This window comes from Pseudomonas sp. 10(2024) (genome assembly GCF_045164175.1).
GTDB classification, from domain to species: domain Bacteria; phylum Pseudomonadota; class Gammaproteobacteria; order Pseudomonadales; family Pseudomonadaceae; genus Aquipseudomonas; species Aquipseudomonas alloputida.
In genome coordinates, this window is sequence record NZ_CP174006.1 from 5,859,371 (window position 1) to 5,870,838 (window position 11,468).

Below are 11,468 nucleotides of genomic sequence, written 5' to 3' on the forward strand. Positions count from 1 at the left end.
TCGAGCCGGTTCTACCGGTCGGCGCGTGACCAGACGTTGCTGGCCAGTCGCGTATTCACCCTAGCGCTGTAGGTCGATAAACAAAAATCAATATTTGTTAGAGGCTGTATTAGCAAAAGCTTATAGTTGGGTAACAAGGTGTTGCCGAAGAGCAGATTAAAATGCGTAAGTCCTTGATGCGTATGACATTGCGTCAACTCCAGATCTTCAATGAGGTGTGCGATTTGCGGTCGTACAGCCGTGCTGCGGAGGAGATGGCGCTGACGCAACCCGCCGTTAGTCTACAGATCCGTCAGCTTGAAGAGCTGATCGGTCAGCCATTGTTCGAGTACGTGGGCAAGAAGCTCTACCTGACCGAGGCGGCCGAGGCCCTGCAGCGCGCCAGCCACGATATCTTCGGGCGCCTGGAGAGCCTGGACATGCAGCTGTCGGACATGCAGGGCTCACTGCAAGGTCAGTTGAAACTGGCGATCGAGTCCAGTGCCAAGTACTTCGTGCCACACCTGTTCGCCGCCTTCAAGCAGCGTCACCCGGAAGTCAACCTGACCCTGACGGTAGTCAACCGTGCCCAAGCCATCCGCCGCCTTTCCGATAACCGCGACGACCTGATCATCATGTCGATGGTGCCGCAAGACATGGGCCTGGAGTTTCTGCCGTTCCTCAACAACCCGATCGTTGCGGTTGCGCCGCCACAGCACCCGCTGTGCAAGCTGGAGCAGTTGCGCATGCAGGACCTGGAGCCACATACCCTGCTGGTCCGCGAGCAAGGTTCGGGAACACGCAAGGCGTGCGAAGAGTACTTCAAGGACAAGCGCGTGCATTTCGCCCAGACGCTTGAAGTAGCCTCGGCCGATGCCCAGCGCGAATGCGTGATCGCCGGGCTGGGGATCGCCCTGTTGACCCGTCACGCAGTCAACCTGGAATTGGCTACCGGGATGCTGAAGGAATTACCGGTCGAGGAGCTACCGCTGTACCGTAGCTGGTGCGTGGTACAGGCCAAGGCCAAGCGGCAGTCGCCGGTGGCCTTGGCGTTTCTTGCATTCATACGCGGCGAACGTGCTCTTATCAGCGCGCTTGTTGAACGCTTTTCGGGGAAGTTGCCGCCGACGACTGCCATACCGTGAGTGCTTGCAGCTCGGGGTAGTCCGCCAGGTCGCGGAGCAATTGACGTTGGTCGCAATAGCTCTCGATCGCGCGGCGGTATTCCATACGGCGCTGATCCTTTTCCTGCTGCTTGCGAGCCTTGGCGTTGGGTTGGTACGTACCGTCGAAGTCACGAGCCATTGCCTGTCTCCCAGATAGTATGCGGGAGTTTCAGACTGGCCTTGATGGTTTACCGTTTGGCGGTGGAATGGTGACAGAACCGTGAATTTTCACTGCCTGTACCGGCCTCTTCGCGGGCTTGCCCGCTCCCACAGGTACTAGAGGTGCACAGTACCTGTGGGAGCGGGCAAGCCCGCGAAGACGCCAGTACAGGTTGAATTCAGTCGTCGGTAGCCTTGATCGACTTGGGCGACAGACGCAAGCTGCGCAAGCTGCGTTTCACGCTCTTCAGGTGGTTGACCAGGCTAGGCCCGCGCGCCATGGCAACGCCCATCGCCAGCACGTCGATCACCACTAGGTGGGCAATACGCGAGGTCAGTGGGGTGTAGATCTCGGTGTCTTCATGCACGTCGATCGCCAGGTTGACCGTCGATAGCTCGGCCAGCGGCGTCTGGCTGGGGCACAGGGTAATCAGGTTGGCGCCGCTCTCACGCACCAGGTTGGCAGTGATCAGCAGGTCCTTGGAACGGCCCGACTGGGAAATACACACCGCCACATCGCCCGGTTTCAGGGTAACGGCCGACATCGCTTGCATATGCGGGTCGGAATACGCTGCCGCGCTGAGCAGCAGGCGGAAGAACTTGTGCTGGGCATCGGCCGCAACGGCACCGGACGCGCCAAAGCCATAGAACTCTACCCGCTGCGCCTGGGCCATGGCGCTCACTGCTTGTTGCAGCGCCTGCGGATCAAGGTGCTCGCGTACTTCCATCAGGGTGTGCAGGGTGGTGTCGAAGATCTTCAGGCTGTAGTCGGCGACCGAATCGTCTTCGTGGATGGCGAACTGACCGAAGCTGGCCCCGGCAGCCAGGCTTTGCGCCAGCTTCAGCTTCAGGTCCTGGAAGCCCGAGCAGCCAATGGCCCGGCAGAAACGCACGATGGTCGGCTCACTGATACCCACGCTGTGCGCCAAATCGGCCATGGAGCTGTGCATGACGGCAGCCGGGTCGAGCAGCACGTGGTCGGCCACTTTCAGTTCCGATTTGCGCAGCAAGTGGCGCGATTGGGCGATATGTTGCAACAGATTCACAGGCGGGACTCGGTTATGATCGGCTTGCCGGGTTGTAGCTTTCTTGTAGTTATACTACATGGACGCCAACCCGCCCAGTTAAACGAACGTGGAGAGTGGTGGTTTGACTATTCCTTGCGACATTCTGGTCTTCGGCGGCACCGGTGATCTGGCCCTGCACAAATTGCTTCCGGCGCTCTACCACCTGTTTCGCGAGGCCCGTCTGAACCCTGCCGTGCGGGTCATCGCACTGGCCAGGCGCAACCTGCCACGCATCGACTATCTGAAGCTCGCCGAACGCCATTGTCGGGCACAGATTGCCCGCAGCGACTTCGACGAAGAGGTGTGGCAGCGGTTTTCCGCACGGGTCGACTACTTCCCGATGGATGCTTCACAGAGCGCCGACTTCGGCCGCCTGGCACGCTACCTGGGCGAACCCGGTGGGCTGACGCGCATCTTCTATCTGGCCACCGCTCCCAACCTGTTCGTGCCGATTGCCAACCACCTGCGCATTGCCGGACTGGCCGACACCGAAGCGCGCATCGTGCTGGAAAAACCGATCGGCCATTCGCTGGAATCGGCCACTGCCATCAATGAAGCGATTGGCACGGTGTTCGAAGAAAGACAGGTGTTCCGCATCGACCACTACCTGGGCAAGGAAACCGTGCAGAACCTGATGGCCCTGCGTTTTGCCAATGCCCTGCTGGAGCCGGTATGGCGCAACAACCAGGTCGACCATGTCCAGATCAGCGTTTGCGAGACACTGGGCGTAGAAAACCGCGGTGCCTACTACGATCGCGCCGGGGCTATTCGCGACATGCTGCAGAACCACCTGCTGCAACTGCTTTGCCTGGTGGCCATGGAGCCACCCGCGCAGTTCGAGGCCGAAGCGGTACGCGACGAAAAGGTGAAAATCCTGCGCGCCCTCAAGCCGATCACCGGCCAGGATGTGCAGGACAAGACGGTACGCGGCCAGTATGGTGCCGGGCGTATCGGCGGCCAGGAAGTGCCGGCCTACTACTTTGAAAAGGACGTCGACAACGACAGCGATACCGAAACTTTCGTGGCCATCGAGGCGCACATCGACAACTGGCGCTGGGCGGGCGTGCCTTTCTATCTGCGCACCGGCAAACGCATGGCGCGGCGCGCTTCGCAGATCGTCATCCAGTTCAAGCCAGTGCCTCACGAACTGTTCAGCGGCGGCCAGGTCAACCAGTTGCTGATACAGCTGCAACCGGACGAACGCATCAGCCTGCGCATGATGACCAAGAGCCCAGGCAAGGGCATGCGCCTGGAACCCGTGGACCTGGACCTTAATCTGGCCCAGGTGTTCAGCCAGACTCGCCGCTGGGAAGCCTACGAGCGTCTGCTGCTGGATGTGCTCGAAGGTGATTCGACACTGTTCATGCGCCGCGATGAAGTGGAAGCAGCCTGGGCCTGGGTAGATCCAATCATCAAGGGCTGTGAAGAGCACTTCCAGGCGCCCCGCCCCTACCCGGCTGGCAGTTTCGGGCCCGAGCAAGCCAACAGCCTGCTCGCCAGGCATGGCAGGCATTGGCATGGCTGAAAGACCTGCGCGATGGCGCGACCCTCAATCTGAAACAGCTGCAGATGAAGTTCGAAGGTGCGAAATCCATAACGTGAAGGCCATCGCCTGACCATGCCTCAGCCAGTTTGCGCAGGCCGTGACCTGGCCCCGGACCGATGAGCGGGATGCCGCCAGGTGAATATTCATACAGTAGATATTTGCCCCTTACCCGGCATCGCCCTAGAATGGCCCGATGCGCACAGACGACCTCTCTCTCCTGCTGAATTCCCTCAACGATGCCCAACGCCAGGCCGTAGCGGCCACGCTCGGGCGTCAACTGGTGCTTGCCGGCGCCGGTTCCGGTAAAACCCGCGTGCTGGTACACCGCATCGCCTGGCTGATCCAGGTCGAGCAGGCGTCGCCGCACTCGATCCTGTCGGTGACCTTCACCAACAAGGCCGCAGCAGAAATGCGCCAGCGGATCGAGCAACTGCTGGGCATCAACCCGGCAGGCATGTGGGTCGGCACCTTCCACGGCCTGGCCCATCGCCTGTTGCGGGCCCACTGGCAGGAAGCGCGGCTGGTGCAGAACTTCCAGATCCTCGACAGCGACGACCAGCAGCGCCTGATCAAGCGGGTCATGCGCGAGTTGGGCCTGGACGAGCAGAAGTGGCCGGCACGCCAGGCCCAATGGTTCATCAACGGGCAGAAAGACGAAGGCCTGCGCCCGCAGCATATCCAGGCGGGGGGCGACCTGTTCCTGGCGACCATGCGCGAGGTCTATACGGCCTACGAGCAGGCGTGCGAGCGCGCCGGTGTCATCGATTTCTCCGAGCTGCTGCTTCGCGCCCTGGACCTGTGGCGTGACCACCCGGGCCTGCTGGAGCACTATCAGCGACGCTTCCGCCACGTGCTGGTGGACGAGTTCCAGGATACCAACGCCGTGCAGTACGCCTGGTTGCGCCTGCTGGCACGCGGTGGCGACAGCCTGATGGCGGTAGGCGATGACGACCAGTCGATCTACGGCTGGCGCGGCGCCAAGATCGAGAACATTCACCAGTACACCGCCGACTTCCCTGACGCCGAAATGATCCGCCTGGAGCAGAACTACCGCTCCACCGGCGGCATCCTCAAGGCGGCCAACGCGCTGATCGCCAACAACAGCGGGCGCCTGGGCAAGGAACTGTGGACCGACATGGGCGAAGGCGAACCACTGACCCTGTACGCGGCCTACAACGAGCACGACGAAGCGCGCTATGTCGTGGAAACCATCGAGAGCCTGGTCAAGCAGGGCAATGCGCGCAACGAGATCGCCATCCTGTACCGTTCCAACGCCCAGTCGCGCGTGCTGGAAGAGGCCCTGCTGCGCGAGCGCATCCCCTACCGCATCTATGGCGGCCAGCGCTTCTTCGAGCGCGCCGAAATCAAGAATGCCATGGCTTACCTGCGCCTGATCGAAGGGCGTGGCAACGATGCCGCTCTGGAGCGGGTGATCAACGTGCCGCCGCGCGGTATTGGCGAAAAAACCGTCGAAGCCATCCGTGAGCACGCCCGCCACAGCCAGCTGTCCATGTGGGAGGCCATGTGCCAGCTGATCGCTGCCAAGGCCCTGAAAGGCCGCGCCGCCAGTGCCCTGGGGGCCTTTATCGAGCTGATCGAGGGGCTGGCTGCCAAGGTTGTGGACATGCCGCTGCATACCATGACCCAGACCACCATCGAACAGTCCGGCCTGATCACCTATCACCAGGAAGAAAAGGGTGAAAAGGGCCAGGCACGGGTAGAAAACCTTGAGGAACTGGTGAGTGCGGCACGCAACTTCGAGTCCACCGACGAAGACGCCGACCTTTCCCCGCTCTCGGCCTTCCTTGGCCACGCCTCACTCGAAGCTGGCGATACTCAGGCTGACGAGCATGAAGACAGCATCCAGCTGATGACCCTGCACAGCGCCAAAGGCCTTGAGTTCCCATATGTGTTCCTGGTGGGCATGGAAGAAGGCTTGTTCCCGCACAAGATGAGCCTGGAAGAACCCGGCCGCCTGGAAGAGGAACGACGCCTGGCCTATGTAGGCATCACCCGCGCCATGCGCCAGCTGGTCATGACCTATGCCGAAACACGCCGCCTTTATGGCAGCGAGACTTACAACAAGGTGTCGCGTTTCGTACGTGAAATTCCGGCAGGCCTGGTTCAGGAAGTACGCCTGTCCAACAGCGTCAGCCGCCCGTTCGGCGGGGCCAAGACGGCCACCAACAGCAACCTGTTCGCCAATGCCAGCATTCCGCAGACCGCGTTCAACCTTGGCCAGCGTGTGCAGCATGCGGTATTCGGCGAAGGTGTGATCCTCAACTTCGAGGGTTCTGGCGCTCAGGCGCGGGTGCAGGTGAATTTTGCCGAAGGTAGCAAATGGCTGATGCTGGGGTATGCCAAGCTCGAGGCTGTCTAAAGCCCGCAAGGGTCGGGCCTGCCAACTTTGTAACATTCAAGCAAAAGCTCGAAACACTATGTCGCTGGTCATGTGCCCGGGAACCTGTGCACCATGACGCGCGTGCAATCCACAACAGGGGATATCCCACTTATGCAACGTTTTCTTAGCATCGCACTGGCGCTCTGCGTCGGCCTGACGCTGAGCCTGGACGCCAGCGCCAAGCGTTTCGGCGGCGGCAAGAGCTCGGGCTCCGCGCCTATCCACCAGACCCGCCAGGCTACGCCTACCACGCCTGCTGCCGCGCCGACCGCACCTGGCCGTGCACCGGCTGCCGCCAGCGGTGCTTCGCGCTGGTTGGGCCCACTGGCCGGCCTCGCCGCCGGTGGCCTGCTGGCTTCCATGTTCATGGGCGACGGTTTCGAAGGCTTCCAGATCATGGACTTCCTGATCGTGGCGCTCATCGCGTTCCTCGTGTTCCGCTTCATCGCCGCGCGCCGTCGCCAGCAGCAGCCGCAAATGGCTATGCCAGGCCATGCGCCGATGCAGCGTGAGGCTCACGCGCAGCCTGCGCAGCCGTCGATTTTCGGTGGTTCGGCCGCACCTGCTGCCGCAGCCGCACCGGTGATCAACGCGCCGGCCTGGTTCAACGAGCAGAGCTTCCTGGCGGCAGCCCGTAACCACTTCCAGTCGCTGCAGCAGCACTGGGATGCCAATGAAATGGACAAGATCAGCGAGTTCGTTACCCCGCAAATGCTTGAGTTCCTCAAGCGTGAGCGTGCTGAGCTGGGTGATGGCTTCCAGTCTACCTACATCGATAACCTGGAAGTGCAACTGGACGGTGTCGATGACCGCGCCGACCGCACCGACGCTACCCTGACCTTCCGTGGCGTGTCGAAGAATTCGCGCTTCGACCAGGGCGAAGTGTTCAGCGAAAGCTGGCACATGGTTCGCGCCCAAGGCGAGAACCAGCCTTGGTTGGTAGCCGGTATCCGTCAGAACGGCTAACCGCTGCGTGCTAAACAGAGAACCCCGGGCTTGCCCGGGGTTTTTGCTTTTGCCAAAGTGGGCTACTAGGGTATAAGGCGCAGCGTTGTCATCTAGGTCAGAGGAAGTGAACCGTGGAAGAAGTGATCGAACAACTCCGTGAAGCGAATGAGCCGGTACCGGTGCCCTTGGAGCTTCCCGACGAAGACCAGCTGGTAGAAATCGAAGAGCAGCTGTTCATCAATATTCCATTCGTGTTCAAAGAGTTTCTGCTGACCGTAAGTGATGTGGTTTACGGCTCCCTTGAGCCAGTTACCGTCACTGATCCGCACTCGCACACCTACCTGCCAGATGTGGCCTCCAACGCTTGGGATGCCGGCGTACCGCGCGACCTGATTCCGCTGTGCCAGGACGGCGACAATTACTATTGCGTGGAAGAAGATGGCACCGTGGTGCTGTGGGATGCCGAAGAGGAAGGTGTCGGCGAAGACAGTTGGGAATCGGTGTGGCACTGGGCGCGAGATGTTTGGCTGGAGAGCTGATCGCTAACGCCCTTATAGATGCGCGATTTGAGGCAGGAAAATGACGTCTTAGCGACTCAAGGTCGTTAAAATCGCCAGGCTTTTTGCGCCTGGCGACATCGCTATAGCCCCACCTCCTCGGGCGGGCGAGATACCTTGCCCAGGGCGGAACCCCCTCAGTGCGAGTTCTCGCGACTGTTCTCCAGCGTCTCCAGCAACGCGATCTGCATGCGCGTGTGCACGCGGATGAGCCAGCGCCACAACAACGCCACCACCACCGCAGCTACCACGGCAATCACCAGCAGCAATTCGCTGGTGGGCAGAATGCTGGCGGACAATGCCGACAGCAGCAGGAAAATCACCAACAGCGACAACAGCGGGATCACTTCGGCAATCACACGGCGCACGCGCTGGGTATGTCGCCCGGCCATTTCCGGCTTCACGCCCATCTCTGCCAGCAGCATCGAGAGTGCTTTTAGCTTGCGGTACGCGGCGATCAGGAATGGCAGTGACAGCAACAACGCTGCCCCCCAAATGACGGCCTTCTGATGGCTGACATCGCTGACCCACTCGCTGAGCCAATTGCCGAGACGCCCTGCAAAATAACCGCCACTGAAGAAGATGGCGATCACCAGCGCCAGGTTCACCCCAACCTGCAACAGGATGCGCCGGATCATCGCCGCCAGCATGGCACTCTCGCCCTGCGGCTGGATGTTGCGCAACCACTCGCCATACAACGACAGCACGCGCGCGAGGCGGGCGGGTACCACATTGCCCAGTTTCTGCGACAACGGGTCAGCCGCGCGGATCAGGTAGGGTGTCAGCAACGTAGTGATTGCCGATACTGCGACCGCCACCGGGTAAAGGAAGTCGCTGGTCACCTGCAGGGTCATGCCCAGCGCGGCGATGATGAAAGAGAACTCGCCAATCTGCGAAAGCCCCATGCCCACGCGTAAAGACGTACGCCCGTCATTGCCGGCTATGAACGCCCCCATGCCGCAAGACAGCATCTTGCCCAGTACCACCGCCAGGGTGATGACTACGATCGGCCAGGCATAGTCGATGAGCACCTGTGGATCAATCATCATACCGATGGCGACGAAGAATATGGCGCTGAACAGGTCGCGTACGGGCTCAATCAAGCGTTCAATCTTCAACAACTGGCGTGATTCGGCCATGATCGCGCCAATCAGGAAGGCGCCCAGAACCATACTGTATTCCAGCTTCACGACCAGCAGGCAGAAGCCGAAACACAGGCCCAGAACGGTGATTAGCAACATTTCGTTGCTTTCGAACCTTGCGACGTAAGCCAATAACCGCGGCACCAGCAAAATACCGATGACCAGAGCGACGACCATGAACAGCGACAGCTTGCCGACTGTGGAGAACACCTCGCCCGAGCTGACCGTGCCGCTGACCGCGATACCCGACAGCAGGGCAATGATACCGATACCCAGAATGTCCTCGACGATCAGCACGCCGAAGATCAGCTGGGCAAAGCGCTCGTTCTTCATCTTCAAGTCGTTGAGCGCCTTGACGATGATGGTGGTGGAGGAAATGGCCAGGATGGCGCCCAGGAACAGTGAATCCATGGTACTCCAGCCAAACCAGCGGCCAATCTCGAAGCCGATCCAGATCATCAGCACGATTTCCAGGAACGCTGCGATGAACGCCGTGGCGCCGACCTTGAACAACTTGCGCAGGCTGAACTCGAGCCCCAGACAGAACATGAGGAATATCACGCCCAGTTCAGCGAGGATCTTGATGGTTTCTTCGTCATGAATAAGGCCGAACGGGGGAGTATGTGGGCCAATGATGAAGCCGGCGACAATGTAGCCCAGCACCACCGGCTGCTTCAGGCGGTGAAAAAGAATGGTGACGACGCCAGCGATCAGCATGATGACTGCCAGGTCCTGGATGAAGCTGATGGCATGCATGGCGTGATACTCCTTATCTCGTCTTTTTATGGATGCCTGGTCAGACCGCTCCTGCCGAGGCAACCCTGAGCGAGCAGCAAGTACATACTGCATTGAATGCAGCAACGCCCATGTTGCATGGGCGTACTCAGGTTAACATCGCACCCCGCCGCTAAAAGTCGGTGCAATATGCAGAAACAGATCGGCCGGAAAAGCGCTCGTGATGGCATGATCAGCGTGACGACAGCGCGCCAGCCAACGTCCCGTATCAGCAAGGCAAATTCAAAGAGGGGAACAGAAGTGTCAGCAGATAACGCCCTCCATTCGCCCGATTCAGCGCAACCTCACCGTGAGCACACTATGGAACCTGGAAACGCCCAGCTGAGCATGACCGTCCTGATGACCCCGGACATGGCCAACTTTTCTGGCAACGTACATGGCGGCACCCTGCTCAAGTACCTCGACGAAGTGGCTTATGCATGTGCCAGCCGTTACGCCGGCAGTTATGTGGTGACCCTGTCGGTAGACCAGGTGATCTTCCGTGAACCCGTGCACGTGGGTGAACTGGTGACCTTCCTGGCGTCGGTCAACTACACCGGCAACACTTCGATGGAAGTTGGCATCAAAGTCGTGACCGAGAACATTCGCGAGCGCTCGGTGCGCCATTCCAACAGCTGCTTCTTCACCATGGTCGCGGTCGACGACAACCGCCGTCCGGTGCCGGTGCCACCACGCCAGCCGCACAGCAGCGAAGAAAAGCGCCGCTTCCTGCAGGGCCAGCAGCGCCGGCAGATCCGCCAGGAGCTGGAAAAGCGCTACCAGGACCTGAAAACCGACGCCATTTAAAGCGCGAGCAACTGCGCTTCGAAGCGCACCCGTGGGTGCGCAATGCGGTCCTGGGCCCGTACCAGCTGCAATTCGTAGCTGGCGCAGGCCTGGGTTTCCAGCAGCACTTCATGCACTGCCGCAGCCGTGAATTCGAATGCCTGCACCCAGCTGTCGCCGAGCAGCACACGCGCCAGGAACAGGCCTGAGGTCAGGTCACCCACCCCCACCGGCTGACGCGGAAACGCCAGCAGTGGGCGGCGCAAGTGCCAGCTGTGCTCGGCGGTCACCAGCAACATTTCGAACTGTTCTTCGGCCCGCCCGGGGTACGCCAGGTGCTTGACCAGTACAACCTGTGGTCCACGCTGCAGCAGGCTGCGCGCCATGTTCACGCAGTCCTCCAGCGACTGGGCGCGGCGCCCACAGAAGCTGTCCAGCTCCAGCTGGTTGGGGCACAGGATGTCCGCCCTGGCTGCCGCCTCATCGAGCAGGAACTCACTGACTTCGGGCGGCACGATGCAGCCCTTTTCCGGGTGCCCCATGACCGGGTCGCACAGGTATAACGCTTTTGGGTTTACCGCCTTGATCCGCTCGACACCGGCCAGGATCGCTCGCCCTTGTTCGGCACTGCCCAGGTAGCCGGAAAGCACCGCATCGCAGTGGCCCAGCTCGCCGATATTGGAAATGCCTTCCACCAACGCAGGAATTTGCGCTGGGGCAAGCACTTCACCCGCCCACTGGCCATACTGTGTGTGATTGGAGAACTGCACGGTATTGAGTGGCCAGGCATTGACCCCGATACGCTGCATGGGGAATACCGCGGCGCTGTTGCCGGCGTGGCCGAACACCACGTGGGACTGAATGGCGAGCAGGTGCGGGGTACGTTTCATGCGGGAGGTTTCCAAAGCTGTTTCAAGGATTGTGCGCAGCGCAGTATGAACTC

General features: G+C 60.6%; 10 protein-coding genes. 6 read left to right on the top strand and 4 right to left on the bottom strand.

The features are described 5' to 3' along the window. The first annotated feature begins 161 nt into the window (after positions 1-161). Positions 162-1,124, top strand: a complete 963-nt coding sequence (locus ACI7M0_RS26455; RefSeq protein ID WP_010955834.1) for a LysR family transcriptional regulator — start codon at positions 162-164, stop codon at positions 1,122-1,124. Here the strand turns inward: ACI7M0_RS26455 and ACI7M0_RS26460 are convergent. Together ACI7M0_RS26460 and hexR are read right to left on the bottom strand one after the other, a co-directional pair. Continuing rightward, the gene (locus ACI7M0_RS26460) at positions 1,066-1,284 is read right to left on the bottom strand and encodes a PA3496 family putative envelope integrity protein (protein WP_121160859.1); all 219 of its coding nucleotides are present in this window, start codon (positions 1,282-1,284) and stop codon (positions 1,066-1,068) included. The genes ACI7M0_RS26455 and ACI7M0_RS26460 overlap by 59 nt on opposite strands. A gap of 199 nt (positions 1,285-1,483) precedes the next feature. Next, positions 1,484-2,350 (bottom strand): transcriptional regulator HexR, encoded by an 867-nt coding sequence (hexR, locus tag ACI7M0_RS26465; RefSeq protein WP_003253273.1) that lies wholly within the window; start codon positions 2,348-2,350, stop codon positions 1,484-1,486. Between the two features lie 103 nt (positions 2,351-2,453). On the opposite strand from hexR, the gene zwf reads away from it, so the two are divergent. The 4 genes from zwf (at position 2,454) to ACI7M0_RS26485 (ending at position 7,805) form a co-directional block, all read left to right on the top strand. Then, the gene (zwf, locus tag ACI7M0_RS26470; RefSeq protein ID WP_003253271.1) at positions 2,454-3,896 is read left to right on the top strand and encodes a glucose-6-phosphate dehydrogenase; all 1,443 of its coding nucleotides are present in this window, start codon (positions 2,454-2,456) and stop codon (positions 3,894-3,896) included. Between the two features lie 214 nt (positions 3,897-4,110). Beyond that, positions 4,111-6,297, top strand: coding sequence for a DNA helicase II (uvrD, locus tag ACI7M0_RS26475; RefSeq protein WP_010955837.1), 2,187 nt, complete (start codon positions 4,111-4,113; stop codon positions 6,295-6,297). Positions 6,298-6,429: 132 nt separating this feature from the next. Next, on the top strand, positions 6,430-7,284 hold the full coding sequence (locus ACI7M0_RS26480) for a Tim44 domain-containing protein (protein WP_003253268.1): 855 nt from the start codon (positions 6,430-6,432) through the stop codon (positions 7,282-7,284). Positions 7,285-7,397: 113 nt separating this feature from the next. Beyond that, positions 7,398-7,805, top strand: a complete 408-nt coding sequence (locus ACI7M0_RS26485; protein ID WP_010955839.1) for an SMI1/KNR4 family protein — start codon at positions 7,398-7,400, stop codon at positions 7,803-7,805. 155 nt (positions 7,806-7,960) lie between these two features. Here ACI7M0_RS26485 and ACI7M0_RS26490 read toward each other — a convergent pair whose 3' ends face one another. Then, positions 7,961-9,721: a cation:proton antiporter gene (locus ACI7M0_RS26490; protein ID WP_104962834.1), complete on the bottom strand. Its 1,761-nt coding sequence runs from the start codon at positions 9,719-9,721 to the stop codon at positions 7,961-7,963. 339 nt (positions 9,722-10,060) lie between these two features. Here ACI7M0_RS26490 and ACI7M0_RS26495 point away from each other — a divergent pair, with 339 nt between their 5' ends. Continuing rightward, complete coding sequence (locus ACI7M0_RS26495) at positions 10,061-10,546, top strand: acyl-CoA thioesterase (protein ID WP_003253263.1); 486 nt, start codon at positions 10,061-10,063, stop codon at positions 10,544-10,546. On the opposite strand, the gene pdxY is transcribed toward ACI7M0_RS26495, so the two are convergent. Further along, the gene (gene pdxY, locus ACI7M0_RS26500; protein WP_129933598.1) at positions 10,543-11,415 is read right to left on the bottom strand and encodes a pyridoxal kinase PdxY; all 873 of its coding nucleotides are present in this window, start codon (positions 11,413-11,415) and stop codon (positions 10,543-10,545) included. The two genes, ACI7M0_RS26495 and pdxY, sit on opposite strands and share 4 nt — an antisense overlap. Between the last annotated feature and the right edge of the window lie 53 nt (positions 11,416-11,468).

Excerpts from the sequence above, each read along its gene's own strand:
- ACI7M0_RS26455 (WP_010955834.1), top strand. The coding sequence starts at position 162 with ATGCGTAAGTCCTTGATGCGTATGACATTGCGTCAACTCCAGATCTTC.
- ACI7M0_RS26460 (WP_121160859.1), bottom strand. The coding sequence starts at position 1,284 with ATGGCTCGTGACTTCGACGGTACGTACCAACCCAACGCCAAGGCTCGC.
- uvrD (WP_010955837.1), top strand. The coding sequence starts at position 4,111 with ATGCGCACAGACGACCTCTCTCTCCTGCTGAATTCCCTCAACGATGCC.
- ACI7M0_RS26480 (WP_003253268.1), top strand. The coding sequence starts at position 6,430 with ATGCAACGTTTTCTTAGCATCGCACTGGCGCTCTGCGTCGGCCTGACG.
- ACI7M0_RS26490 (WP_104962834.1), bottom strand. The coding sequence starts at position 9,721 with ATGCATGCCATCAGCTTCATCCAGGACCTGGCAGTCATCATGCTGATC.
- ACI7M0_RS26495 (WP_003253263.1), top strand. The coding sequence starts at position 10,061 with ATGGAACCTGGAAACGCCCAGCTGAGCATGACCGTCCTGATGACCCCG.
- pdxY (WP_129933598.1), bottom strand. The coding sequence starts at position 11,415 with ATGAAACGTACCCCGCACCTGCTCGCCATTCAGTCCCACGTGGTGTTC.